Genomic DNA, 25,340 nt, shown 5'->3' on the forward strand with positions numbered 1-25,340 from the left:
GATGATTTCGGGCTGCCAGCCCGCTGCTCATGACCCTATGGACATTCGGACCGAACGAAAAGAACGGATGCTTGCCACGGTCTAAAATCATTGCCGGTTCTAACCAGCTTTGCGGATCGCTGCCGTCTCAGGTTGGAAGAACCGGTTTGGCGGCCGCTTCAGCCCAAGATTTTCGCGCAGGGTCGATCCTTCGTATTCGCTTCTGAAAATGCCGCGCCGGTGCAATTCGGGCACGATTTTCTCGACGAAATCATCCAATCCGGCGGGAAGATAGGGGAACATGACGTTGAACCCGTCCGAGCCTTCGGTGACCAGCCATTCCTCCATCTCGTCGGCGATGGTTTTCGAAGTGCCGACGAAGGCAAGACCGGAATAGCCGCCCAGCCGCTGCGCAAGCTGCCTGACGGTCAGGTTTTCCTTGCGCGCCAGTTCGATGACGCGCTCGCGGCCGCTCTTGCTGGCGTTGCTTTCCGGGATTTCGGGCAAGACTGAATCCGGATCGAACCGCGACGCGTCGTGGCCGAGCGCGATCGACAGCGAGGCGACGCCGCTCTCGTAGTAGACGAGGCTGTCGAGCTTGGCCCGCTTCGTCTGCGCCTCCTCGACGGTCTCGCCGACAATGACGAAGGCGCCGGGCAGGATCTTGATGTCGTCGCGCGACCGGCCAAGTTTTTGCGCACGTTTCTTGACGTCGGCAAAGAAGCGCTGCCCCGAGGCGAGATCGGCATGGGCGGCGAAGATCACCTCGGCCGTTTCCGCGGCGAGCTGCCGTCCGGCCTCCGACGCGCCGGCCTGCACGATGACCGGCCAGCCCTGCACCGGCCGCGCGATATTGAGCGGTCCCCGCACCGAAAGATATTCGCCCTTGTGGTCGAGCACATGCAGCTTCGCCGGATCGAAATAGAGCCCGCTTTCGGCGTCGCGGATGAAGGCATCGTCGGCAAAACTGTCCCACAGGCCGGTGACGACATCGTAAAACTCCCGCGCCCGGCGATAACGCTCGTCGTGCTCGACATGCTCGTCGAGGCCGAAATTCAGCGCGGCGTCGGGATTGGATGTGGTGACGATATTCCAGCCGGCGCGCCCGCCGCTGATATGGTCGAGAGAGGCGAAACGACGGGCGATGTGGTACGGCGCGTCGAACGTCGTCGAGGCGGTTGCGATCAGCCCGATACGATCGGTGACGGCGGCAAGCGCCGACAACAGCGTGAACGGCTCGAAGGACGTGACCGTGTGGCTGCGCCGCAGCGCCTCGATCGGCATGTTGAGCACGGCCAGGTGGTCGGCCATGAAGAAGGCGTCGAACTTCGCCGCTTCCAGCCTTTGCGCGAAGTGCTTGAGATGCGCGAAATTGAAGTTGGCGTCGGGATAGGCGCCCGGGTAGCGCCAGGCGCCGGTATGAAGGCTGACGGGCCGCATGAAAGCGCCAAGCCGCAATTGTCGATTTTCTGCCATGGAAAAACGCACCGATGACGACGAGCGTAACGCTCCAATTGCTCGAGCATGGGATGGCTTTGCGGCCATGGGAAGGAATTCTGTTTTGCAAAACCAGCGTCGGGGAGCATTTTTTGTGCGGGCGGCGGACCGATCAATCGATCTTGATGAACACGCCCTTGGTGTTGAGATACTCGGCGAGGTGCTCGGCGCCGCCCTCGCGGCCGTAGCCGCTCATCTTGTAGCCGCCGAAGGGCACGGCCGGATCGATGGCGTGATAGGTATTGACCCAGACCGAGCCGGCGCGGATCTTGCGCGACAGCTGGTGGGCGGTGGCGAGATTTTGGGTGAAGACCCCTGCAGCCAGGCCGTAAGGCGTGTTGTTGGCCCGCTCGACCGCCTCGTCCAGCGTATCGAACGGCAAGGCTGAAATCACCGGCCCGAAGATCTCCTCACGGGCGATCTTCATGTCGTCCGAGACCCCGGCAAAGACGGTCGGCGCGACGAAATTGCCAGCGGCAAGCGCGCCTTCCACAAGCCGGGTGCCTCCGGTGACGAGTTTCGCCCCTTCCGCGGTGCCGGCCTCGAGGTAACCGGTGACCCGTTGCAGCTGCTTTTCGGAGACGAGCGGACCGATCTCGGTCGCCGGGTCGATGCCGTCGCCGACCCTGAGACCCTTGGCGTATGCCGCGAGCCGCTCGACGAACTCGTCATGGACGGCGCGTTCGACGAAAAGGCGCGAACCGGCGATGCAGATCTGGCCGGAATTGGCGAACACCGACATCGCCGCCACCGGCACCGCCTTGTCGAGATCGGCATCGGCGCAGACGATGACCGGCGACTTGCCGCCGAGCTCCAGGGAGACGCGCTTGAGGTTGCCGGCCGAGGCCCGCACGATCGACTGGCCGGTCGCCGTCGAGCCGGTGAAGACGATCTTGTCGACGCCCATATGCTCGGCGAGTGCGGCACCTGCCTCGGTGCCGGTGCCGGTGACGATGTTGACGACGCCTTCCGGAACGCCGGCCTCGTTCATGATGTCGGCGATCAAAAGTGGCGTCAGCGGCGCCTCTTCCGATGGTTTCAGCACGATAGTGCAGCCGGTCGCCAGCACCGGGCCGATCTTCCAGATCGACGCCGCCGTTGGCGCGTTCCAGGGAATGATGGCGCCGACGACGCCGACCGGCTCCTTGCGGGTGAAAGAGACGATTTCGCCGGGCAGCGAGTTGTCGATCGTCTCGCCGTGCAGCGCCGTCGCCATGCCGGCATAGTAGCGCAGCATGCCGATGACGCGGTTGCGATTGGCGTGGGTGCGTATGATCGGCATGCCCATGTCGGTGGTGTCGGAGCGGCTGATCTCTTCCCAGTGCTTTTCGAAGAGGTCGGCGATCCTCAGCAGCAGCACCTGCCGCTCATAAGGCTTGAACCGGCTCCACGGGCCCTCGAACGCCTTGCGCGCAGCAGTCACCGCCAAGTCGATGTCCTGGCGGTCGGCGCGCGGCACCGTGGCGATGACCGCGCCGGTGGCGGGATTGCGGCTCTCCATGGTCCGGCCGGAGCGGGCATCGACCCAGCCGCCGCCGATGAACATCTGGCGATGGCGCCCGTCGATCGGCAGCCGCAGCGGTGCCTTTGTCTGAGCCATGGTCATGACCGTCCTCCTCCGGCGCCTACGCCTGGTGGGCGGATTAAACCGCCGGAGGTCACATTTGCCAACAGCTCTATTCGGCCGCCAGGGCCAGTTGCGGCCTTTCGCTTTCTTCCGCCACCTTGGCCGCCTCTTCCGTTGCCACCACCTTCTTGGGCTCCCTGCCGAAGAACAGCGCATAGGCTGCCGGCAGGACAAGGATGGTCAGCACCGTGGCGACGAGAATGCCGCCCATCATGGCGTAGGCGAGCGGCCCCCAGAAGACGCCGCGCGAGATCGGGATCAGCGCCAGCACCGCCGTCAGCGCCGTCAGCACGATCGGCCGGAACCGGCGCACCGCCGAGCCGATGATGGCCTCGGAACGCTCCACGCCGGCGGCGATGTCCTGGTCGATCTGATCGACCAGAATGATCGAGTTGCGCATGATGATGCCGAGCAGGGCGATGACACCGAGGATGGCGACGAAGCCGAAGGGCGCGCCGCTGATCAAAAGTGCCGCCGCCGCGCCGATGATGCCGAGCGGACCGGTGGCCAGCACCAGCATCGCCTTGCCGAAATGCTGCAGCTGGATCATCAGCAGCACGACGATGACGGCCAGCATGACTGGAGCTTTCGCCGCAATCGAGGCCTGGCTTTCGGCCGCATCCTCGGCGCCGCCCTGGATCTCGATCTTGTAGCCGGGTGCGAGGCTGGCGCGCAGGCCCTGCATCTCACTGTACATTTTCATGGCGACATCGTTCGGCTGCACGCCGTCCGGCAGCGTGGCGCGTACGCTGATGGTCGGCAAGCGGTCGCGCCGCCATTCGACGCCTTGCTCCAGCACCGGGACGATCTTGGCGACCTGCGACAGCGGCACGGAGCCACCGAAATCGGTCGGGATGTAGACGGAGTCGACCGCCGACAGCAGGTGACGGCTTGCCTCCGGCTCACGGGCGACGATCGAAACCGTCTCCTCGCCGTCGCGGAAGTCATCGAGCGGCGCTCCCGACATGGTCGCCTGCAGTATCTGGCGGATGCGCTGCGAGGTGACGCCGAGCGCACGGGCGCGATCCTGGTCGATCACCAGCTTCATCGCCGGCACCGGCTCCAGCCAGTCGTCGTGGATGGCGCCGAGCAGCGGATTTGCCTGGAACTTCGCCTTCACCTCGTCGGCGATGCGGCGCACCTCCTGGCGATCCGGACCCATGACGCGCATCTGCACCGGCCAGCCGGTCGGCGGACCAAGGAACAAGCGGTCGACCTTGGCACGGATCGATGGGAAATCCTCGGCCAGGATGGTGCGCAGCTTGACGATCAGCCGCTCGCGGGCCGGTTCGTCATTGGCCATCACCAGAAGCTGGGCGAAGTTCGGGTTGCGAAGCTGCTGGTCGAGCGGCAGGAAGAAGCGCGGCGCGCCTTCGCCGATATAGGTGGCGATGAAGCGCTTGTCCTTGTCGTCCATCATCCTGGCTTCGAGCGCCTTGGCCTGGGTCTCGACTTCCTTGATGCTGGTGCCTTCCGGCAGCCAGAGGTCGACGAGGATTTCCGGGCGCGACGACTGCGGGAAGAAATTCTGCGGAATGAACTGGAACGCCCACAGGCTGGTGGCAAAGGTCATCAGCGTCATCACCAGGACGATGATGCGATGGCGCACCGCCCATGCCACGGTCGAGCGAAGACTGCGGTAGAAGCGCGTGTCGAAGACATCGTGATGGTTGCCGGCGTGCTTGCGCTGCTTCAGGATCATATGGCCGAGCCATGGCGTGAAATAGACCGCCGCGAACCAGGACACGATCAGCGCGATGCCGACGACGTAAAAAAGGGTGCGCACATATTCGCCGGCGGTCGAGGCAGCGAACCCGACGGGAATGAAGCCGGCCGTCGTGATCAGCGTGCCGGTCAGCATCGGGAAAGCGGTCGAGGAGTAGGCGAAGCTCGCCGCCTCGACCTTGACCAAGCCTTCCTCTAGTTTTCGCTCCATCATTTCGACGACGATCATCGCGTCGTCGACCAAGAGCCCAAGAGCGATGATCAGCGCGCCGAGCGAAATGCGCTGCAGGTCGATGCCGAGCTCGTACATGATGGCGAAGGTGGCGGCCAGGACCAGCGGAATGACGATCGCGATCACCAGGCCCGAGCGCCAGCCGATCGACAGGAACGATACAAAAAGCACGATCAGCAGCGCTTCGCCGAGCGCTTCCATGAACTCGCTCACCGCCTCCTTCACGACATGCGGCTGGTCGGAAATCTGATCGACCGAAACGCCATAGGGCAGCGCCTCTTCGAAGCGCTTGTAGGTCGCTTCGACGTCCTTGCCGACGTCGGTGACGTTGAAGCCCTTGGCCATGACGACGCCGAGCTGGACGCTGTCGTGTCCGTTGAAACGGTACTTGCGCTGGTACGGATCCTCGAGGCCCGAGGTCACGGTGGCGATGTCGCCGAGGCGCGTCACCTGGTTCCCGGCGCGCAGGCGAAGCTCGCGGATGTCGGCCGCCCTGGTGACATCGCCCTCGACCGAAATGCGCACCGAACGCTGGCCGGTGTCGACCGAACCTGCCGGGTCGACATTGTTCTGGCCTCGGATCGCATTCTGCAGGTCGGTCAACGTCAGGCCACGTTCGGCAAGCGCCTTGGATGAAACGTCGATGTAGAGTTTTTCCGGCTGGTCGCCGATGATCACGGCCTTCTCGACACCGGGCGTCGTCAGCAGCATGTCACGCGCCTGGATGGCGAATTTCTTCAGCTCGGGATAGCTGTAGCCGTCGCCGCTGATCGAATGCAGGGTGATGAACGTGTCGCCGAATTCGTCATTGAAGTAAGGCCCGAGCAGCCCCTGCGGCAGCTCATTGGCGATATCGCCGACCTTCTTGCGCACCTGATAGAAAGCATCGGCGACCTGCGCCGGATTGGTGTCGCCCTTGACCTGCAAGGTGATGATGGCGCTGCCGGCGCGGGTGTAGGAGCGGACGAAATCGAGGTGCGGCGTTTCCTGCAGCTTGCGCTCGATCTTGTTGACGACCTGGTCCTCCATCTCCTTGATCGAGGAGCCTGGCCAGATCGCCTGGACGACCATGACGCGGAAGGTGAAATCGGGGTCTTCCTTCTGGCCCATGCGCATCAGGCCGAGCGCACCGGCGACGATGATCAGCCCGAACAGGAAGCGGGCAATGCTCGGATGGCCGATTGCCCAGCGCGAAAGATTGAAAGACCGCTTTTCATTTGTGTCGATGGTCATCGGCGTCAGTCCGTTTCAATTTGATCAACAGAGCACGCGCTTTTGCATGCCCAAGGAACTTCCGATGTGGGCTTCCGGGCGGCGTGGCTTTCCGAGTTGAGAGATCTACATCGCGGTGGGACGCGAGGATCGACGTGGGGGTTACATCGACCTGAGATCTCGAAAATCGGGGGCGCCTGCCGCCCGGAAACCGTGAATTGCCTGGCCGTCAGCGCAAGCGCCTTGCAGCGTCATCGGCCGACGCCGACTGTTGCGCTGCATCACCGGTCAGCTTGACTTTCAGATTCTCGGTCATGAACTGCGTGCCGGCGGCGACGACGACGTCACCCGGCTTCAGCCCATCGGCGACACTGACGCCGTCGGGGGTGAAGGCGGCGACCTTGACCGGATGCGCATGGACGGTCCCGCCGTTGCGGTCGACTGTCCAGACGATCGATTGGCTGTCCTTTTGCGCCAACGCGGCCAGCGGGATCGACACCAGTTGCTGCCGGTTGTCCGCCGCGGCTTCGATGGAGGCGGTCATGCCTAGCAGCACGCGAGGATCGTTGGGCAGGCTGACGCGAACGGCAAAGGTGCGCGACTGCGGATCGGCGCTGCCGGCGACTTCGCGGACCTTGCCGTCGAGCGTCAGCGCCTCATCGGACCAGAAGCCAGCCTTGACGGTCTTGCCCGGCTTGAATTCGGCGATATCGGTTTCCGGAACAGCGATCAGGACTTCCTTCTCGCCGTCGATGGCAACGGTCACCACCGGCGTGCCGGAGCCGACCACCTGGCCGACATCGGCGGCAACTGATGTGACGATGCCGTTCTTGTCCGCCTTGAGATCGGTATAGCGGACCTGGTTCTGTGCCTGGGCAAGCTGCGAGCGGGCGGAGTCTCGCGTGGCGACCGCCTGATTATAGGCGAGCGTCGCCTGCTCGAGCTGCGACTTCGGCGCGAAATTCTTGGCATAGAGCTGTTCGGCCCGCTTGCGCGTAAGCTCGACTGTCTCGACCTGACGGTCGGCAGCATCGAGGCTGGCCTGAGAGCTTCTCACCGAGAGCTCGTAGTCGGTGGGATCGATGCGGGCGAGAACGTCGCCCGGCTTGACGCGGTCACCGATGTCGACAAGGCGCTCGGTGATCTTGCCGTTGATGCGAAAGCCGAGATTCATCTCGGTGCGGGCACGCACCGATCCGGAATAGGAGAGCTGACGGGTATCGCTCGCCTTGGCGATCTCGACCACCTTGACCGGGCGGATGATCTCGGTGACCTCGGCTTTCTCCTGCGAGCAGCCGGCGAGGCCGAGAGCGGCAACGACAATCAGTGCCAGGCCGGCGGCCGGTCGCCTGTAGGTGATGGACTTGGACAAAGACACTTTTCGTACTCCCGAACTGTGGAGATGAATTGCCGGTATCACCGCCCGACGGGCGGCAATGGTCATTTCTTCAAGGCTCTGATGGCAAACTCGGTAAGCTCGTCCGGCGTCGCCCGGTTCTTCTTGGCGAGGCACTGGGCCATTATCTGCGGATGAGAGAGGCTGATAATGGCAGCGCCGAAACACCGGGAAGCGATCACCGGATCCTGATCGATGAACTCGCCGGTAGCGATTCCCTCGCGGATCACTTCCGCGACCAGTTCATGGATGCTGTCGATGTGCTTTTCGATGACGTGCCAGTCGCGCTCGATGGCGACGATGACCATCTCATGCACCTTCTCCTGGTCGATCATGGTTTCCAGCGTCCACTGATAGTGCGTATGCACGTAGCGGCGGAGCTTTTCGCTGGCGGTGCCGGAACCATGGCAGGCTTCGTAGCTCAACCGGTAGCAGGTCTCGAGCATACGGCCGCAAACCGCCTGATGGATTTCCACCTTGGAGGCGAAGAAGCGGTAGATGTTGGCAGTCGACATGCCGAGTTCGCGCGCAATGTCGGCGACGTTGGTCTTGCCGTAGCCGTAGTGACGGAACAATCGCTCCGCGCAATCCAGGATGCGCGTGACATTTTCCTGGCGGGCGGAATCGGCGGTGGTGTCTAGGGTTTCAAGCATCTCGTTGGCCAATTTACGACTGACGAATTTAGAATTTCGTCACTCGTAAATTGAAAACCATCACCTGTCAAGGCTCGATTTTGGCTGCTGATGACAGATGGTGACATCCCTGGACGGAGTTGGCCCATGAAACGCATGTGGTTCTCGCCGGGCGCGCCTGCAACACCGCGCGTCTTTTTAAACGCAAAGGATTTTGAAATGATGCTTTTCCGAAACCGGTTCCGTTTTCGGATCAGGCGCTAAGGCTGCTTCGCCATCTCCCGCAGCCGGAACTTCTGGATCTTGCCCGTCGAAGTCTTCGGGATTTCGGCGAAGATCACCGCTTTCGGCACCTTGAAGCGGGCAAGCAGCGCGCGGCAGTGCTCAATGATTTCGGCCTCGGTCGCCGCCTTGCCCGGCTTCAGCTCGACATAGGCGACCGGCACCTCGCCCCATTTGTCGTCGGATCGGGCGACAACGCCGCAGGAGCCGACGGCGGGATGCTTGTACAGCGCCTCCTCGACCTCGATCGAGGAGATGTTTTCGCCGCCGGAGATGATGATGTCCTTGGAACGGTCCTTGAGCTGGATGTAGCCGTCCGGATGCATGACGCCGAGGTCGCCCGAATGGAACCAGCCGCCGGCAAAGGCCTCGTCGCTCGCCTTGCGGTTCCTCAGATAGCCTTTCATGACGATATTGCCGCGGAACATCACCTCGCCGATCGTCTCGCCGTCGGCCGGCGTCTCTTGCATCGTCTGCGGGTCCATCACCGTCAGGCCTTCGAGCGCGGCGTAGCGCACGCCTTGCCTGGCCTTCTTCGCCGCCCTCGCCCCTTTCTCCAGCCGGTCCCACTCGCCATGCCATTCGTTGACGACGGCCGGGCCATAGGTTTCGGTCAGGCCGTAGAGATGGGTGACGGCAAAGCCCGCATCGGCCATGCCCGACAGCATCGCCTCGGGCGGCGGCGCCGCGGCGGTGTTGAAGGTGACGGTCTGCGGGAATTGCCGCTTGTCCTCGTCCCTGGCGTTGATCAGCACCGACATGACGATGGGTGCACCGCACAGATGGGTGACGCCGTGATCGGCGATGGCGTCGTAGATCTGCTTCGGCCGCACCCAGCGCAGGCAGACATGCGTGCCGCCCTGCACGGCAAGCGTCCAGGGAAAGCACCAGCCGTTGCAGTGGAACATCGGCAGCGTCCACAGATAGACCGGGTGCTTGCCCATCCCGGCATGGATGGTATTGGCATAGGCCATCAGTGCCGCGCCGCGATGGTGACAGACGACGCCCTTCGGATTGCCTGTGGTGCCGGAGGTGTAATTGAGCGAAATGGCATCCCATTCGTCGTCCGGCATCGACCAGGCGAAATCCTCGTCGCCGTCGGCGACAAACGCCTCGTAGTCGAGCGTGCCGATCCGCTCGCCCTTGGCATAGGGCGCATCGGCGGCATAGTCGGGATCGTCGTAATCGATCAGCAGCGGCCTGACCTTGGCCAGGGTCAGCGCTTGCCGAACCACGCCGGCGAATTCGCGGTCGACGATCAGCACCTTGCTTTCGGCATGATCGAGCTGGAAGGCAATGACGGCGGCGTCGAGGCGGGTGTTGAGCGAATGGAGCACCGCCCTGGTCATCGGCACGCCGAAATGCGCTTCCAGCATCGGCGGTGTGTTGGACAGCATGACGGTGACGGTGTCGCCCTTGCCGATACCGCGCTTCGCCAGCGCCGAGGCAAGCCTCAGCGAGCGCTTCCAGAAATCGCGATAGGTCGTGCGCTGGCGGCCATGGATGATGGCGGTCTGGTCGGGAAAGGTTTTTGCCGCCCGCTCAAAATAGGTCAGCGGCGTCAGCGGCTGGTGGTTGGCCGGATTCCTGTCGAGATCCTGTTCGTAGGGATTGCCCATCCCGTCCTCCGAATGTCTGGTCGAGCCTTCTTACCACCAGATCCTGAGCGCGTACTGGATTCGTGCACCGCCATCAGACACTTCGTCCATTACTTGGGACGCCCCTCCCCGCCCTCACCCTCCGGCCACAAAACGTCGATGTCCCGATGCCCTTCCACGATATTCGCCACTTCGAAAAAGTCGCCATTATAGCGGAAGAAAATCACGTATCCCCTGAAAGCGAAACTTCGGACGTCCGGCCGGAGTTCGGGACGAGCACGACCAATCGTCGCCGGCAAGCTCGCCAGATCACGGCATTTCTGGCGCAGAGCATCCACAAAACGCCCGCCAATCAACAGGCTGCCGCTTTCACGAGTGATGTATTCAAGGATATTGACCAAATCTGCTTGTACCGACGGCAACATGCGCAGCCGTGGCACTCCTAAAAGCCTTCCCTTGCGAGCTGCTTGGCCTTGGCTTCCAAGGCGGCGTCAATATCCTGCTCGGTGGCTTCGCCGCCTTCAGCAAACGACTTGTCCACCATGGCACGGAGCGCCTTCAGCTTTTCCTCGCGCTCTTCGACAAGGCGCAGGCCCTCGCGCACGACTTCGCTGGCAGAACCGTAGCGGCCGCGCTTGACGATGTTGGAAACAAACGTTTCCCAACGCTCTCCCAATGACACGTTCATTGTCGGACCTCCTGATTGGTTCATTGTACCGAGATAACAATAAATGCGCAATTACTGACATCCAGAATGCTAGGTTTCGGATTAGGTGCGCAGCCTAAGGTTTGACTTTTGTCGAGAGCCGTGAATAATGTCAGCAAGGAGATGGCATGGCGATCCGACCGGCAGAACAGCTTATCCACAAGGCCGCCTGGCTTTACTATGCACACGGCCTGCGCCAGGACCAGGTGGCCAGCCAGCTCAAGATTTCCCGTGCCTCGGTGGCGATGTATCTGCGCAAGGCGCGCGAGACTGGCATCGTCAACATCTCGACCTCGACTCAGCTTTTCACCGACGACGTGCTGGCGCGCAAGCTGGAAGACGCGCTGAAGCTCGACGCCGTCTGGATCGCGCCGGAAAACGGCTATGTCGCCGACCCCTCGACCGACATCGCGGTGCTGGCGGCAAGCGTCTTTCTCGAGCTGGTCAGGAAGGGCGACCGTATCGGCGTCGCCTGGGGGCAGACCGTCTACACCATCGCCGACATCATGTCCTATGCCGATCTGCAGGACGTCACGGTGGTGCAGCTCTGCGGCAATCTGGGAGCCCCCTATTCGTACCGGCCGGACCAATGCACCATGGAAATCGCGCGCCGGCTCAATGCCAAGGGGCTGAATTTTTACGCGCCGCTGGTGCTGACGACGGAAGAACTGGCACGCGGCCTGCGCGCCGAGCCGGTGATCCGCGAGCAATTGTCGGGCATCGGCGAATGCGACCTAGCGCTGTATTCGGTCGGCTCGGTGGATACCGACAGCCATCTGGTCAAATGCGGCGCGCTGACGCCAAGCGAAATGACTGCACTGCGCAAGGCGGGTGCGGCCGGCGTCATCGCCGGGCAGATCATCGATACCGAAGGCCAGGCGCTCGACTGCAGCTACAACCGCCGGCTGATTTCGGCAGAGCTGTCATCGCTGCGCAGGATCGGAAAGCGCCTTGTGGTGGTGCAGGAGGACAGCAAGTTCGAACCGCTCGTCGCGGCGATCGCCGGCGGGCTCTGTACCCATCTGGTCGTCGGCGCGCACATGGCGCGACGGCTGCTCGACCATGCCGGAGCGGCAGCAGAAAAGGTCGCCTGATACCTAGTTTCAGCCGCCGACGCATTGTCATCAAGGCGTCGCGGTATTCCTGTTCACAACAAGAGAGAAATCGGACGAAGCTGACATGAAGAACCTGTGGAATGACGGCGAGGCGGAGAAGCTGGTCGCCGACTATGCAAAGAAGGGTGTGGCCCGCGACCTGGCGCTGCGCGTCTATACGACCAGGCTGCTGGGCGGCGAGCCGCGGCTCGTCCTGCATGGCGGCGGCAACACCTCGTGCAAGACCAGGGCCACCGACCTTGTCGGCGACGAATGGGACGTGCTCTGCGTCAAGGGTAGCGGCTGGGACATGGGCGTCATCGAGCCGCAGGGCCTGCCGGCGGTCAAGCTTGGCGCGCTGTTGAAGGCGCGGTCGCTCAAGAAGCTCTCCGACGAGGACATGGTCGCGCTGCAGCGGGCGAACCTCATCGATCCGTCCTCGCCCAACCCGTCGGTCGAGACGCTGCTGCACGCCTTCCTGCCGCACAAATTCGTCGACCACACGCATTCGACGGCGATCTTGGCCATCGTCGACCAGGAGGACAGCGAGGCGCTGAGCCGGAAGGTGTTCGGCGAAAAGATGGGCTTCGTGCCTTACATCATGCCGGGCTTCGATCTGGCCAAGGCGGCCGCCGATGTATTCGACGCCGATCCGACGGTCGAAGGCCTGATCCTAGACAAGCACGGCATCTTCACCTTCGGCGATGATGCCAGGCAGGCCTATGACCGGATGATCCATTATGTGAACGTCGCCGAGGATTTCATCGCCGGGAACGGCAAGCCGCGCACCGAAAAAGTGGCACTGCCGGCCAGGCTGGCGAAGCCCGCGGAGATTGCGCCGATGCTGCGCGGCGCGGTGGCGGTGGCACGCGGCGAAGGCCGCTTCGATCGGATGATCAGCGATTTCCGCACCTCGGATGCGATCGTCGATTTCATCAATTCGGCAAAAATTGCCGACTATGCCGGGCGCGGCGTGTCGACACCCGACCTGTCGATCCGCATCAAAACCGGACCGATGGCACTGCCGGCGCCCGACGCGGACCAGGTCGGCGACTACAAATCCGTCATCCGCAAGCATGTCGAGAAATTCGCCAAGGACTATCGCGCCTATTTCGAAACCAATGATGCGCTCGACGACGTGAAGCGCACCATGCTCGACCCGATGCCGCGGCTGACGCTGGTGCCCGGCCTCGGCATGTTCGGCCACGGCCGCACGCTCAAGGATGCGAAGATAGCCTCCGACGTCGGCGAAATGTGGATCGAGGCGGTGCGCGGCGCCGAAGCCGTCGGCGATTTCCGCCCGCTCTCCAAAAGCGATCTGTTCCCGCTCGAATACTGGTCGCTGGAACAGGCCAAGCTCGCAGCCAACAAGCCGAAGCCGCTGACCGGCCAGGTGGTGCTGGTCACCGGCGGCGCCGGCGCGATCGGTGCTGCCACGGCAAAGCTGTTCGCCGACAACGGTGCCCATGCCGTCGTCGTCGATCTCGATGGGTCAAGGGCTGCCGAGGCGGCAAAAAAGGCCGGTAACGGTTCGATCGGCATTGGCGCCGACATCACCGATCCGGCGCCGATGCGCGCCGCCTTCGACAAAGCGGTCGCCGTCTTCGGCGGCCTCGACATTCTCGTCTCCAATGCCGGTGCTGCCTGGGAGGGCCGGATCGGCGAGCTCGACGACGCCACCTTGCGCAGGAGCTTCGAACTCAATTTCTTCGCCCACCAGTCAGCGGCGCAGAATGCCGTGCGCATCATGCTGGAACAGGGCACCGGCGGCGTGCTGTTGTTCAACACCTCCAAGCAGGCGATCAATCCGGGACCGAAGTTCGGCGCTTACGGCATCCCGAAGGCGGCAACGCTGTTTTTGTCCAGGCAATATGCGCTCGACTACGGCGCCCATGGCATCCGCTCCAATGCCGTCAACGCCGACCGCATCCGTTCGGGGCTGTTGACCGACGCCATGATCGCCAGCCGCTCGGGCGCGCGCGGCGTGTCTGAAAAGGAGTACATGTCCGGCAACCTGCTCGGACAGGAAGTGACGGCCGAAGACGTCGCCCAGGCCTTTCTGCATCAGGCGCTGGCCGAGCGGACCACCGCCGATGTGACGACGGTCGATGGCGGCAACATCGCGGCGGCGTTGAGGTAGGCGCGATCGGGGATCACACTTGCGTAATTGGTATTTTGTAGCTACATTGTGGCTCTCTTAAGGAGTCACAACATGGCAACGGATACCGTGGTCCGCGCTCGGATCGATACGGCGACAAAGGATCAGGCAACGGAGGCCTTGGCGGCAATGGGATTGTCCGTTTCCGACGCCATCCGCCTGCTGCTGGTCCGCGTCGCCGCCGACAAGGAATTTCCTTTCCCGGTGAAAGTGCCGAACGCAACGACTCGACAGGCCATGACCGAATTGGAACGTGGCAAGGGCAAGCCTTTCGCCTCGGCCGATGAGTTGTTCAAGGATTTGGGAATGTGACGTGCTGACGCCCGTTCGCTCTGGGCAATTCCGTCGCGACGTGAAACGTGCGGAGAAGCGGGGCAAAGATCTTGGCAAGTTGCGCGAACTGCTAGGCCTCCTGCTCGCCGGAGATGAGCTACCGGCGAGCTATAAGGACCACTAGCTGAAAGGCGATTGGAAAGGCTTTCGTGACGCTCACATAGAACCGGACTGGCTCTTGATCTACCGAGTTGCCGGCGATGAACTCCAGTTAGCTCGCACCGGCTCCCATTCCGATCTGTTCAACGAGTAGCCGAGACAGGTGCGCATTTGAGAATTTTGCTAAAGCAGTTCTCGGATGCCTTCCCAAGCCTTTGTGCCCAGCTTTGAATCGGCCTCGTCATTGCCTCCGTGTGCATGCAAAGTCGAGTGTGGTGTGTTCTCGCCTGGTAAGAGAATGCGGTGACCGGCATCCCGCGACGAAATGAGATGCGTGACCTTGCCTGCTTCGCCGCGCCGCCTAACAATATCTCGGGCGAACGATAGGGAAGGCCACAGTGCATCGCCGCCACCGGCGACGAGCAGAAGCTCGGCCGATATGGTCTCAACGAGGATGGTCGCCGCATTCGCTTCCCGCTTGAACGTTTTCAAACAACTTTCGAAAAGCCCCCTGTAGGACACCTGGCCATCGACGTACTCTGGTGTCCAATCTGGATCTGTCGGCACAAACGGCAGCGCGATGCCGTCGAGCGACCATGAGGATCGTTCAGGCCAGCTGACACCATCGCGGCCCGCACCGATATTGCCCCAAACTACGGATGACGCCTAATCGCGACCACTGCATCAATTCGCTGGTCATGGACCGCGGCAAGCAATGACGCCTCGGCACCCTTGGACGTGCCCACATAGACGATACGACGGCACCCTGTTTCAATGAGATAATCGATTGCCGCAAAGAACGTTTCCAGGGGAATCTCACATATTCCGGGAACCTGGCTTTCACCGCCAAACCACTGCAGAGCCAAGGCCGATGCACCCGCATTTGCAAAGAGCCGCGCGCGACCGACGTCAACACGGCCGCTCGATCCACCCAACACCACAACGCCCGTGGTGGCCTTCAAGCATCGAAAAAATGTTCCGGCGACGGTGCCGGTAAGACTTTCCTCTACCGCCCGCACCTCCATGTACCCGTCAATCCTGGGTTTCGATTGTCCAATCGGCCCGCAAAACCGGTGGCTGCGACAATTGCAATTCGGCGGTCCGGCACGCCAGACATCTTCGACAAAAAGGCCGCCTGCAACAAGCTGCTGCAGACGGCTATTGTTTTGCTCGTGCCGAAAATTACTTCGCGTTCGGGTTCGGCATCCAGGTCGGCATCGCGACATCGGCATGGGCGAATTGCGGCAGCTTGGCCGAGAGGTCCTCCATGTTCTTGATGTCCTTGTCGATCAGATCCTTTTGGGTGATCAGCGTCGGCGGCACGATGACGTTGTGGCCCGGGTCTTCGCCGGCCAAGAGCTGCGCTAGCGCACGCACCGAGACCTGGCCGACGACGGCCGGGTTGGTGGCGGCGGTTGCCGCCCAGGCGCTGTCCGGCTCGCGCATCGCGGCGATGTCCGAGGTCGAAATGTCGGCCGAATAGATCTTGATGTCCTTGTTCAGCCCGGCCTCGTCGACGGCGATCTTCACGCCCTTGGCGAATTCGTCGTAGGGCGCGAACATCACCTTGATGTCGGGATGGGCCGATAGCACCGAACGGGCCTGGTTGGCGACCGAATTGGCGATCGGATTGTCGAGCGTGCCGAACATGGCGGCTTCGTTGATGCCCGAATATTTCTTCTTGAATTCGACCCAGGTCTCGTTGCGGCGATCGAGCGGCGCGATGCCGGCGACATAGACATAGCCGGCCTTCCAGCTCTCGCCATTGTCCTTGACCGCCTGTTCGAGCGCCAGGCGGGCGAGGTCGCGGTCGGACTGTTCGATCTGCGGGATCTTGGGGTTTTCGACATTGACGTCGAAGGCGACGACCTTGATGCCGGCATCGACGGCACGCTGGGCGGCGTCCTTCATCGATTCCGTCAGGCCGTGCTGGATGATGATGCCCTGGACGCCGAGCGCGATGGCCTGGTCGACCATGTCCGCCTGAAGCGCCGCATCCTGGCGGCTGTCGAGTACGCGCAGATCGACGCCGAGCGCCTTGGCCTGCGCCTCGACGCCGGACAGATAGGCCTGGAAGAAATCGCCGGTCGAGAGATAGCGGACCAGCGCTATCTTGACGGCGCCCGGCTTGTCGAACGGCGCCGGCCTGTCCTGCGCCATCGCCGGCAACTGCATCAGCAATGTTGCGCCGGCAAGCCCGAGCGCTGCCTTCCCCAAAAGTCTTCTTGTGATGTTCACGTCGCTTCCTCCACTTGTTGAACCCAAAATGTGACCCGGTCGAACCCTATCTCCTGCCGCTGCCGGACAGGGCGAAGGTAAAGACAAGGGCGACCACGAGAACCACGCCCTTGACGAAATCCTGCGTGTAGTAAGGCGCGTTCATCATCGTCAGGCCCTGCAGCAGCACGCCGACAAACACCGCGCCGACAGCCGTGCCGAAGGCGTTCGGCTTGGCGGCGCCGAGAACCGCATAACCGATGAGTGCCGCAGCCACCGCGTCGAGCAACAGATTATTACCCGAGGCGATGTCGCCGCGTCCAAGGCGGGCAGCGAGCAAAATGCCGCCGATCGAGGCAAAAACTCCCGAAATCACATAGGCCCAGATTTTGTATGCCTTGACAGGCGCGCCGGCGAGTTCTGCGGCGCGTTCGTTGCTGCCGACCGCATACATCATGCGCCCGAAACGGGTGTATTCGAGAAAGAACCAGATCAGCACCGCCAGCACGAGCAGGACGACGACCGACACCGGAATGAGGTTCGGGATGAAGAAATCGAAGCGATGGCGGCCAAGCGCCAGGAACGCGGCGCCGAAACTGCCGTTGGCGACCGAGCCGTCGGGCATGGTCATGCCAGTGGCGATCGAACGGCCCTCGGTCGGTATGCGCTGCAGGCCGACAAGCAGGAACATCATGCCGAGCGTCGCCAAAAGGTCCGGCACCCGCATATAGACGATCAGCCAGCCATTGATCAGGCCGACCACGGCGCCGATCACAAGGCAGACGACGACCGCCATGACGGCGTTCTGCCCCAGCACCACCATGACATAGGCAGCCGCCATCATGGCGCTGGTGGCGACCGAGCCGATCGACAGGTCGAAGCCGCCGACGACCAGCGTGGCGGTGACGCCGAGCGCCAGAACGCCGGTGATGGCGACCGACTGGAAGATGAAGACAGCACTTTGCGGCGAGACGAAACCATCGGCGGCGGCGGCGAAATAGGCGATCAGCCCGAACAACAGAACGATGAAGCCGTAGCGAATAGCATTGTCGCGCAGGATCATTCAGCGCTCCCGCACGCTGGCACCGTCTTTATCCAACCCGAATTCATGCCCTCTCCATTCCAATTCTCATCGTCTTCCCGCTCTCAGGCTGCGCTGTGCAGCGGCCCGCCCGCCACTTCGGCCAGTAGCCGCTCGAGATCGACATCGGTATTGCGGTGCTCGCCGACGATCGTCTGCTCCGACATCACCAGGATGCGATCGGCCGTCTCCAGGGCTTCGTCGAGTTCGGTGACGAACAGCAGCGTCGCGCGGCCGTGGGCGCTGGCCCGCAGCTTGGCGGCGATGTCGCGCCTGGCCGAGATGTCCACACCTTGAAACGGCTCGTCGAGGATGAAAAGCCTTGCCGCCTGCGACATCCAGCGGGCGACCATCACCTTCTGCTGATTGCCGCCGGAAAGCGACTCCATCTCGTCCCTCTCCGAGCGGCAGACGATGCCGAGCTCCTGGATCTGCTGGCGGGCAATGGCGCGTTCGATACGGCGCTTGAGAACACCGAGACGCGACATGCGGCTGTGGAACGGCAGGCTGATATTCTCCTGGATGTTGAAGTCGCCGACGATGCCGTTTTCCCCCCGGTCCTTGGCGACGAGAAACACACCGGCGGCAATCGCTTCGCCGGTCGATGCCGGCGCATAGGGTTTCCCGTTCAGCACCATGGTCCCGGCCAGCGGCTGGCGCAGGCCGAACAGCGTCTCGGCGAGCGCGGTCTTGCCGACACCGACAAGGCCGGTGATGGCAACGACCTCGCCATCGCCGAGCGTCAGCGAGATCGGCCTGGCGCCTTCAGCAATCCGCAGCGCGTCGGCAGTGAAAATTGCTTTGGCCGAATTCCTGGCGACGATCCGCTCGAGCTGGATCTTACGGCCGAGCATGGCATTGACCGCACCTTCGTAATCCAGCGGCTTCTTGTCGAAGATGCCTGAGATGACCCCATCACGCATCGAAATGATGCGATCGGCAAGCCGCCTGATGTCGGACATACGGTGCGAAATGTAGAGGATGGCCACGCCTTGCTGGCGAAGCCGGTCGAGCAATGCGAACAGCCGGTCGGCCTCGGCGCTGGACAGCGAGGAAGTCGGCTCGTCGAGGATCAGCACTTTCGGCCGGTGCGCCATGGCGCGGGCGATCGCCACCATCTGGCGGTCGGCCAGAGAGAGATTGCTGATCCGGGCCTTGAGGTCGATGGCCAGTCCCATGCGGTCGGCCACCGCCTTTGCCTCGCGACGCACCCGGCCCGGATTGAACAGCGTCGGCACGCCGCTGCCGCTCAGCCTGTCGAGGGTAAGGTTGGTTGCGACGTCGAGGTCGGCGACGACACCGTCATTGATGTTCTGGTGGACGGTAACGACGCCGGCGCGGATCGCCTCCGCCGGCGTTTTCGGGTCGAACTCGCGACCGGCAAGCGACATCGAGCCGCCGCCATGGTCGTAGACGCCACTGATGATCTTGACGAGGGTGGATTTGCCGGCGCCGTTGGCGCCCATCAGCACGGTCACTTCGCCGGCATGCAACTCGAGCGAGACGCCGCCAAGCACCTCGATATGGCCAAAGGATTTCCTCAGGCCGTCGACGCGGAACACGGCATCATTGCCCATTCGTTCCTCCCTGACCATGACGCTATGGGCTATATCGGCAATTGTCAACACGATTGACAATTGCCAGCAGGCTTCCTAGCTTGGCCCGACCGCGTTGGCTCCGCTATCATCGGAGCACATGAGCGGGAGGTGAGGATGACTGGGAAATCGCCGTTCGAAGCACTGTCGGTCGAGACACTGGCGGGCCGTCTCGGTGCCAACGAGCCCCTGTGTTCGCAGATCGGCAAGGATACGAGCCAGTGGAAGGTTCGTGAAGTCGGCGACGGCAATCTGAACCTGGTGTTCATCGTCGAGGGTGCTGAGGGTGCGGCCGTCGTCAAACAGGCCCTGCCCTACGTCCGGCTGGTCGGCGACAGCTGGCCGCTGCCGCTAAAGCGCTCCTTCTTCGAATACCATGCGCTGACGCGGCAACAGGCGCGGGCGCCGGGTTCGGTGCCCGATATCTATCACTTCGACGAAGGCCAGGCGCTGATCATCATGGAGTATCTGTCGCCGCACATTATCCTGCGGCGGGCGCTGATCGAAGGCCGGCAATTGCCCAACATCGCGACAGACATCGGCTTGTTCATGGCCCGCACGTTGTTTCGCGGCTCCGACCTGCATATGGCGACCAAGGACCGCAAGGCCGATCTGGCACTGTTCGCCGATAATGTCGAACTCTGCGACATCACCGAGAACCTGGTTTTCTCGGATCCGTATTTCGATGCCAAGATGAACCGGCACACCAGCCCGCAGCTCGATGGCATTGTCGCCGAGCTGCGCGCCGACCGCGACCTCAAGGTCGAGGCGCAGCGCATGAAGCACATCTTCGCTGCCAATGCCGAGACGCTGCTGCATGGCGACCTGCATTCCGGCTCGATCATGGTCACCGACACCGAAACGCGGATGATCGACCCCGAATTCGCCTTCTACGGGCCGATCGCCTTCGACGTCGGCATGCTGCTCGCCAATTTCTGGATGGCGTTCTTCTCCCAGCGCGGCCATGAACAGGACGGAAGCCGCGACGCCATGCGTGACTATCTGCTCGGCGTTACGGTCGAGACATGGTCGGTGTTTCGCGCCGAGTTCTCGCATCTGTGGCGAACCGAGCGTACCGGCATGCTCTACCAGAAGAGCCTGTTCGAAGATCAGGACGACAGGCTTGGCGCCGAGCAGGCGCTAGACCATATGCTGCATTCGATCTGGACCGATCTGCTCGGCTTTGCCGGCGTCGAGGTTCACCGGCGAATTCTCGGCCTTGCCCACAATGCCGATTTCGAGACCATTGCCGATCCGGATCTGCGCGCCAGATGTGAAGCAAAGGCGCTGAAATTCGGCCGCCACCTCGCCGTCAACCGGCGCCATATCCACAGCATCGACGAGGTCAACCGGTTGGCCGCGCTGATCGAACGGGAGAGCAGGATTTGAACGTCGGCGACCGCCACTACCGCACCATCTGGCCGAGTGACGACGGGCGTTCGGTGGAGATCATCGACCAGCGCTGGCTGCCGCATGATTTCCGCATCGAAAAGATCGATACCGTCGCCGGCATCGCCACGGCAATCCGCGACATGTGGGTGCGCGGGGCGCCGCTGATCGGCGTCACCGCGGCCTATGGCGTCGCCATGCAGATGGCCGACGATCCGTCGGATGCAGCACTCGACGCCGTCTGGGCAACCTTGCACGAAACGCGCCCGACGGCGATCAATTTGCGCTGGGCGCTGAACGAAATGCAGCGCTTCCTGCTGACGCTTCCCCTGGCAGAACGTGCCGCGGCTGCCTATCGGCGTGCCGGCGAGATCGCCGACGAGGATGTCGGCCTCAACCGCGCCATCGGCGCTCATGGGCTCGAAATCATCAAGGCGATCGCGGCGCGCAAGCAGCCGGGCGAACCGGTCAATATCCTGACCCACTGCAACGCCGGCTGGCTGGCCACGGTCGACTACGGCACCGCCACCGCGCCGATCTATCTGGCGACGGAAGCCGGCATTCCAGTCCATGTCTATGTCGACGAAACACGACCCCGCAACCAGGGTGCCCAATTGACCGCCTGGGAGATGGCCGGCCACGGCGTGCCGCATACGCTGATCGTCGACAATGCCGGCGGCCATCTGATGCAGCGCGGCCAGATCGACATGGTCGTCGTCGGCACCGACAGGACCACCGCCGACGGCGATGTCTGCAATAAGATCGGTACCTATCTCAAGGCGCTCGCCGCCGCCGACAACGACGTGCCGTTCTATGTCGCGCTGCCGTCGCCGACGATCGACTGGACCGTGGGCGACGGGCTGGCCGACATCCCGATCGAACAGCGCTCGCCCGACGAGGTCTCACTGGTCTGGGGCAAGACCGCTTCCGGCGAGATCGCCCAGGTCCGCGTATCCCCGGAAGGCACGCCGGCGGCCAATCCGGCCTTCGACGTGACGCCGGCGCGGCTGGTCACCGGCTTGATCACCGAACGCGGTGTCGCTACGGCCTCGCGCGAAGGCCTGAGGGTGATGTTTCCCGAGCGCGGATGATCGGCTTTTCCGGGAGGGCGCTCCGGATTTGCCTGATCTCACGATTTCTTGAACACGGCACGGTTAAAAACGCCCGTTGCCTGTCCCACATGGACGGCCGGATGCGTAGCGGCGGGGCGGCGCCCAACGCTCGAAGCCGGGGCTGCCCACGGCTCGGCGAGTGAACCAGCGGGATACCGCGATGTCATTCAGACCGTTGCTTGGTGACGGACGGGTTCGGAGCCAGGACGAGAAGTCGGAGCCCCTGCAAACCGCGTCATGGGTCAGCTCCTCGATCGTCTTCGACAACCGGCGGTGGGCGTGCCGGGAGGCGGAGCTCCGCTGGACAGCCCCTCATCATCTGATCGTGCTGACCGAAGAAGGCGGCACGTCCCATACATCCATCCGGCACGAGGCACGATCCCTTTACGACGGAATGGACCGTCCCGGAGCCCTCACCTTCGTCCCGGCAGGCGCGGAACGACAGGGCTTCTATCGCGATGTAAACCTCTCCTATTCAGCCCTGTGGATCGATCCCGATATCGGGCTTCCCGGATGCGAACGCCTGAGGAACCTGCCTATACTGGTAAACAAGAAAGACGCGGTCGTCGCCACGCTCTTGAGTTCGCTTCGTGACGAGATGGCACTCGGCCACAAGCCAGACACTGCCTATGTCGAGCATCTGGTCGCCCTCGTCAGTCTCCGCGTGGCCAACCTGAGCCGGGAGCAACCGCGGTTTGTACGTCACGGCTGTCTCAGCCGCCGGGCACTTGGTCGCGTTCGGGATTACATCGATGCGCATATGAATTCCGACATTTCGCTAAGCGAGCTGGCAGCCGCCGCGGGCATGGCCGTCGACAGTTTTGCGCGTCGCTTCAAGGCGACGACCGGCCTTGCACCCTACGCCTATGTGATCGAGGAACGGGTGCGGCGAGCGGAGGCGCTACTGCGCGAAACGGGTTTGTCGATCGGTGTCATTGCCTTTCGGCTCGGCTTCTCAAGCCAGAGCCACTTCACCACGACCTTCCGACGTCTGAGGGGCATGACGCCTCGTGCCTATCGGGTGAATTCTTCTCCAGAATCCTGATAGTGCCGCCGGTTTCTTGAAAGAAAGCCGCCGCCCGCACTCCCACCTCCAGTGTCGTTGGGTGACAGAACCCGAGGGTTCGCTCGGGTCAAGTTGCCGTCTGCGCCTCATTGCGGCTGGGAGATCATGCATGGCCAAAACGGACAACAGGAGCGGGCCGACGCGTCGGATGGTATTGGAAGGCGGTGTTGCGACCGGGGTGCTGCTGGCTACCGGACTACCGGTTGACGCCGAGCCGGCCGAGACCGTCACGGCGGCTGCATCGTCCTCGCCGCTACCGACGATGACGATGTCGTTACGGATCAACGCGAAGGATCTTGCCGTCGAGCTCGACCCGCGGACGACGCTGCTCGACGCCCTGCGCAACCATGTCGGCCTCACCGGCTCGAAGAAGGGCTGCGACCACGGCCAGTGCGGCGCATGCACGGTGCTCGTCGATGGGCGCCGGATCAATTCCTGCCTGACGCTTGCCGCAATGCATGAAGGCGACGAGATCACCACGGTCGAGGGCCTTGCCGAGGGTGACCGGCTGCATCCGGTCCAGGCCGCCTTCGTCGCCCGCGACGGTTTCCAGTGCGGCTACTGTACGCCAGGCCAGATCTGCTCGGCGGTTGGCATGCTGGGCGAGGCGCGGGCCGGCTGGCCAAGCCATGCGAGCGCCGACGTGGCAGCGGCTTCCGTCGCTCTCACCCATGCCGAGATCCGCGAGCGGATGAGCGGCAACATCTGCCGTTGCGCCGCCTATCCGAACATTGTCGCTGCAATCCGCGACGCGGCAGAGGAGGCATGAGCAATGCAGTCCTTCACTTATGAACGTGCGGCGAGTGCTGAGCAGGCGGCGGCCGCGGTTGCGGCCCGGCCGGACGCCAAGTTCATCAGCGGCGGCACCAACCTGCTCGACCTGATGAAGCTCGAGATCGAGCGCCCAGCGCATCTCGTCGACATCAGCCGGCTGCCGCTTGATCGGATCGAGGAGACGGCGGAAGGCGGACTTCGGATCGGTGCCCAGGTCCGCAATAGCGATCTTGCCGCCGACCCGCGGGTAAGGTCGCGCTATCCGATGCTCACGCAAGCGCTGCTGGCGGGAGCGTCCGGACAGATACGCAACAAGGCCTCGACCAGCGGCAATCTCCTGCAGCGCACGCGCTGTCCCTATTTCTACGACCGCAACATGCCCTGCAACAAGCGCCAGCCGGGTTCGGGCTGCGCGGCACTTCAGGGCTTCAATCGCATGCACGCCGTACTCGGCGCGAGCGAAGCCTGCATTGCGGTCCATCCCTCCGACATGGCGGTCGCCATGTCCGGGCTCGACGCCAGGATTGAGACCGTCTCGCCCGGCGGCGAGACCCGCACGATCCCGATCGGCGATTTCCATCGGTTGCCCGAGGCGACGCCCCAGGTGGAGACCGTGCTCGGCCACGGCGAAATAGTCGTCTCGGTTGCCCTGCCGCCGCCGCCACCCGGCCGACAGGTTTACCGCAAGGTGCGCGACCGTGCTTCCTACGCCTTCGCGCTGGTGTCGGTGGCAGCAATCGTCGAGAAAAGCGGCGACCGTATCCGAAGCACTCGGATCGCCATGGGCGGCGTGGCAGCGAAACCCTGGCGCGCGACGGAGGCGGAGCGCGCGCTGGCAGGCGCGGCGGCATCCGACGGTGCCTTTAGCGACGCGGCCGAAGCCGCGCTCGCCGGAGCCGTCGGTCATGGCGCCAATGGTTTCAAGATCCCGCTGGCGAAACGGACGATACGGCACACGCTGGCTGCTGCCGCCGAGAGTGCATGAGGCGATGCGATGACAGAGACGACGACCCCGAACCGCTGTTCCCAGATGCCGGCGCCGAGCAGGAGATCGATATGAAACTCACGCGACGCGCCGTTGCCGCCGCGGGTGGCGGCCTTCTCGTCTCTGCCGCCACAGCCTGGGGCGCCACATCCGACCCGGGAGCTCGTCACGGGCTCGAGGCCGCCGTAGACGCCTTCTTTGCCGGCTGGGCCTCTGGCGACTGGACGGCATTCCTTGACTGTTTGGATGAGACGATGACCTTCCAATTCCCTGTCGGCGAGCAACGAGGCCGACACGGACCGCCAGAGGGCAAACGGGCACTCGCAGCCTGGACCGCCGCGCATCAAGCGCAGGGGAACAGGACCACGAAATCGACCGTCGATCTCAAGCTCTTCGCCGCCGACTGGGTCATCGTATGCGATCGCGGGAGCGGGACAATCGGTGGCGCACCCTACACTGGCCTGCATGCGATCTTCATGCGAGCCGGCCCAACAGGGAGGCTGGTCGAGTTTCGCGAGTATTTCGGCGAGATCGCCGCGTGAGCTCCGGCC

20 protein-coding genes and 2 pseudogenes are annotated in these 25,340 nt (G+C 63.1%); 10 read left to right on the forward strand and 12 right to left on the reverse strand.

All coding sequences use genetic code 11. The annotated features are described in order from the left end of the window. Positions 1 to 99: 99 nt before the first annotated feature. The 8 genes from NKI97_RS15885 to NKI97_RS15920 form a co-directional block, all read right to left on the reverse strand. Entirely contained in the window at positions 100 to 1,455 is a 1,356-nt protein-coding gene (locus NKI97_RS15885) for an LLM class flavin-dependent oxidoreductase (protein ID WP_352835226.1), read from the reverse strand. Positions 1,456 to 1,588: 133 nt separating this feature from the next. Then, positions 1,589 to 3,082: an aldehyde dehydrogenase family protein gene (locus NKI97_RS15890; RefSeq protein WP_352835228.1), complete on the reverse strand. Its 1,494-nt coding sequence runs from the start codon at positions 3,080 to 3,082 to the stop codon at positions 1,589 to 1,591. 70 nt (positions 3,083 to 3,152) lie between these two features. Next, positions 3,153 to 6,293: an efflux RND transporter permease subunit gene (locus NKI97_RS15895; protein WP_352835231.1), complete on the reverse strand. Its 3,141-nt coding sequence runs from the start codon at positions 6,291 to 6,293 to the stop codon at positions 3,153 to 3,155. Between the two features lie 208 nt (positions 6,294 to 6,501). Next, positions 6,502 to 7,650: an efflux RND transporter periplasmic adaptor subunit gene (locus NKI97_RS15900; protein ID WP_352455219.1), complete on the reverse strand. Its 1,149-nt coding sequence runs from the start codon at positions 7,648 to 7,650 to the stop codon at positions 6,502 to 6,504. Positions 7,651 to 7,712: 62 nt separating this feature from the next. Next, positions 7,713 to 8,321, reverse strand: coding sequence for a TetR/AcrR family transcriptional regulator (locus NKI97_RS15905; protein WP_352502064.1), 609 nt, complete (start codon positions 8,319 to 8,321; stop codon positions 7,713 to 7,715). Between the two features lie 239 nt (positions 8,322 to 8,560). Continuing rightward, a complete protein-coding gene (locus NKI97_RS15910) occupies positions 8,561 to 10,201 on the reverse strand; it encodes an acyl-CoA synthetase (protein ID WP_352835235.1) in 1,641 nt (546 codons plus the stop codon). Between the two features lie 89 nt (positions 10,202 to 10,290). Continuing rightward, positions 10,291 to 10,620 (reverse strand): type II toxin-antitoxin system RelE/ParE family toxin, encoded by a 330-nt coding sequence (locus tag NKI97_RS15915; RefSeq protein WP_352453249.1) that lies wholly within the window; start codon positions 10,618 to 10,620, stop codon positions 10,291 to 10,293. Positions 10,621 to 10,622: 2 nt separating this feature from the next. Beyond that, entirely contained in the window at positions 10,623 to 10,868 is a 246-nt protein-coding gene (locus tag NKI97_RS15920) for a type II toxin-antitoxin system ParD family antitoxin (RefSeq protein ID WP_352453248.1), read from the reverse strand. Between the two features lie 146 nt (positions 10,869 to 11,014). On the opposite strand from NKI97_RS15920, the gene NKI97_RS15925 reads away from it, so the two are divergent. From NKI97_RS15925 to NKI97_RS15940, 4 genes and pseudogenes are all read left to right on the forward strand, one after another. Beyond that, positions 11,015 to 11,980 (forward strand): sugar-binding transcriptional regulator, encoded by a 966-nt coding sequence (locus NKI97_RS15925; RefSeq protein ID WP_352835238.1) that lies wholly within the window; start codon positions 11,015 to 11,017, stop codon positions 11,978 to 11,980. 85 nt (positions 11,981 to 12,065) lie between these two features. Next, complete coding sequence (locus NKI97_RS15930) at positions 12,066 to 14,120, forward strand: bifunctional aldolase/short-chain dehydrogenase (protein WP_352835241.1); 2,055 nt, start codon at positions 12,066 to 12,068, stop codon at positions 14,118 to 14,120. Positions 14,121 to 14,192: 72 nt separating this feature from the next. After that, positions 14,193 to 14,450: a type II toxin-antitoxin system RelB/DinJ family antitoxin gene (locus NKI97_RS15935; RefSeq protein WP_352746122.1), complete on the forward strand. Its 258-nt coding sequence runs from the start codon at positions 14,193 to 14,195 to the stop codon at positions 14,448 to 14,450. Continuing rightward, positions 14,422 to 14,724, forward strand: a pseudogene (locus NKI97_RS15940) (type II toxin-antitoxin system YafQ family toxin). The gene NKI97_RS15935 and the pseudogene NKI97_RS15940 overlap by 29 nt, the downstream one beginning before the upstream one ends. A 29-nt stretch (positions 14,725 to 14,753) precedes the next feature. On the opposite strand, the pseudogene NKI97_RS15945 reads toward NKI97_RS15940, so the two are convergent. The 4 genes and pseudogenes from NKI97_RS15945 to NKI97_RS15960 all read right to left on the reverse strand — a co-directional run bounded on the left by NKI97_RS15945 (position 14,754) and on the right by NKI97_RS15960 (position 19,445). Continuing rightward, positions 14,754 to 15,595: pseudogene (locus tag NKI97_RS15945) on the reverse strand (acyl-CoA thioester hydrolase/BAAT C-terminal domain-containing protein). Positions 15,596 to 15,752: 157 nt separating this feature from the next. After that, positions 15,753 to 16,808, reverse strand: a complete 1,056-nt coding sequence (locus NKI97_RS15950; RefSeq protein ID WP_352746117.1) for a substrate-binding domain-containing protein — start codon at positions 16,806 to 16,808, stop codon at positions 15,753 to 15,755. Between the two features lie 46 nt (positions 16,809 to 16,854). Further along, on the reverse strand, positions 16,855 to 17,850 hold the full coding sequence (locus NKI97_RS15955; RefSeq protein ID WP_352746114.1) for an ABC transporter permease: 996 nt from the start codon (positions 17,848 to 17,850) through the stop codon (positions 16,855 to 16,857). Between the two features lie 83 nt (positions 17,851 to 17,933). Continuing rightward, on the reverse strand, positions 17,934 to 19,445 hold the full coding sequence (locus tag NKI97_RS15960; RefSeq protein ID WP_352746112.1) for a sugar ABC transporter ATP-binding protein: 1,512 nt from the start codon (positions 19,443 to 19,445) through the stop codon (positions 17,934 to 17,936). 135 nt (positions 19,446 to 19,580) lie between these two features. Between NKI97_RS15960 and mtnK the strand changes: the two genes are divergently transcribed. From mtnK to NKI97_RS15990, 6 genes are all read left to right on the forward strand, one after another. Continuing rightward, entirely contained in the window at positions 19,581 to 20,852 is a 1,272-nt protein-coding gene (mtnK, locus tag NKI97_RS15965; RefSeq protein ID WP_352746109.1) for an S-methyl-5-thioribose kinase, read from the forward strand. Continuing rightward, positions 20,849 to 21,943, forward strand: a complete 1,095-nt coding sequence (mtnA, locus tag NKI97_RS15970) for an S-methyl-5-thioribose-1-phosphate isomerase (RefSeq protein WP_352612266.1) — start codon at positions 20,849 to 20,851, stop codon at positions 21,941 to 21,943. The genes mtnK and mtnA overlap by 4 nt, the downstream gene beginning before the upstream one ends. Positions 21,944 to 22,124: 181 nt before the next feature. Continuing rightward, complete coding sequence (locus tag NKI97_RS15975) at positions 22,125 to 23,009, forward strand: helix-turn-helix domain-containing protein (protein WP_031211585.1); 885 nt, start codon at positions 22,125 to 22,127, stop codon at positions 23,007 to 23,009. 130 nt (positions 23,010 to 23,139) lie between these two features. Beyond that, on the forward strand, positions 23,140 to 23,799 hold the full coding sequence (locus tag NKI97_RS15980; protein WP_352835246.1) for a 2Fe-2S iron-sulfur cluster-binding protein: 660 nt from the start codon (positions 23,140 to 23,142) through the stop codon (positions 23,797 to 23,799). 3 nt (positions 23,800 to 23,802) lie between these two features. Beyond that, entirely contained in the window at positions 23,803 to 24,789 is a 987-nt protein-coding gene (locus NKI97_RS15985; RefSeq protein WP_352743510.1) for an FAD binding domain-containing protein, read from the forward strand. 71 nt (positions 24,790 to 24,860) lie between these two features. Continuing rightward, a complete protein-coding gene (locus NKI97_RS15990; RefSeq protein ID WP_352835249.1) occupies positions 24,861 to 25,331 on the forward strand; it encodes a nuclear transport factor 2 family protein in 471 nt (156 codons plus the stop codon). Positions 25,332 to 25,340: the final 9 nt, after the last annotated feature.

Origin of the sequence: Mesorhizobium sp. M0296 (assembly GCF_040321675.1) — a bacterium.
GTDB lineage: Bacteria > Pseudomonadota > Alphaproteobacteria > Rhizobiales > Rhizobiaceae > Mesorhizobium.

What these genes read in the sequence shown, in the direction of transcription:
- NKI97_RS15935 (WP_352746122.1), top strand. Translation starts at nt 14,193, where the DNA reads ATGGCAACGGATACCGTGGTCCGCGCTCGGATCGATACGGCGACAAAG.
- NKI97_RS15885 (WP_352835226.1), bottom strand. Translation starts at nt 1,455, where the DNA reads ATGGCAGAAAATCGACAATTGCGGCTTGGCGCTTTCATGCGGCCCGTC.
- NKI97_RS15890 (WP_352835228.1), bottom strand. Translation starts at nt 3,082, where the DNA reads ATGACCATGGCTCAGACAAAGGCACCGCTGCGGCTGCCGATCGACGGG.
- NKI97_RS15980 (WP_352835246.1), top strand. Translation starts at nt 23,140, where the DNA reads ATGGCCAAAACGGACAACAGGAGCGGGCCGACGCGTCGGATGGTATTG.
- NKI97_RS15975 (WP_031211585.1), top strand. Translation starts at nt 22,125, where the DNA reads ATGTCATTCAGACCGTTGCTTGGTGACGGACGGGTTCGGAGCCAGGAC.
- NKI97_RS15990 (WP_352835249.1), top strand. Translation starts at nt 24,861, where the DNA reads ATGAAACTCACGCGACGCGCCGTTGCCGCCGCGGGTGGCGGCCTTCTC.
- NKI97_RS15905 (WP_352502064.1), bottom strand. Translation starts at nt 8,321, where the DNA reads ATGCTTGAAACCCTAGACACCACCGCCGATTCCGCCCGCCAGGAAAAT.
- NKI97_RS15930 (WP_352835241.1), top strand. Translation starts at nt 12,066, where the DNA reads ATGAAGAACCTGTGGAATGACGGCGAGGCGGAGAAGCTGGTCGCCGAC.
- NKI97_RS15910 (WP_352835235.1), bottom strand. Translation starts at nt 10,201, where the DNA reads ATGGGCAATCCCTACGAACAGGATCTCGACAGGAATCCGGCCAACCAC.
- NKI97_RS15960 (WP_352746112.1), bottom strand. Translation starts at nt 19,445, where the DNA reads ATGGGCAATGATGCCGTGTTCCGCGTCGACGGCCTGAGGAAATCCTTT.
- NKI97_RS15955 (WP_352746114.1), bottom strand. Translation starts at nt 17,850, where the DNA reads ATGATCCTGCGCGACAATGCTATTCGCTACGGCTTCATCGTTCTGTTG.
- NKI97_RS15985 (WP_352743510.1), top strand. Translation starts at nt 23,803, where the DNA reads ATGCAGTCCTTCACTTATGAACGTGCGGCGAGTGCTGAGCAGGCGGCG.
- NKI97_RS15920 (WP_352453248.1), bottom strand. Translation starts at nt 10,868, where the DNA reads ATGAACGTGTCATTGGGAGAGCGTTGGGAAACGTTTGTTTCCAACATC.
- mtnK (WP_352746109.1), top strand. Translation starts at nt 19,581, where the DNA reads ATGACTGGGAAATCGCCGTTCGAAGCACTGTCGGTCGAGACACTGGCG.
- NKI97_RS15925 (WP_352835238.1), top strand. Translation starts at nt 11,015, where the DNA reads ATGGCGATCCGACCGGCAGAACAGCTTATCCACAAGGCCGCCTGGCTT.
- NKI97_RS15895 (WP_352835231.1), bottom strand. Translation starts at nt 6,293, where the DNA reads ATGACCATCGACACAAATGAAAAGCGGTCTTTCAATCTTTCGCGCTGG.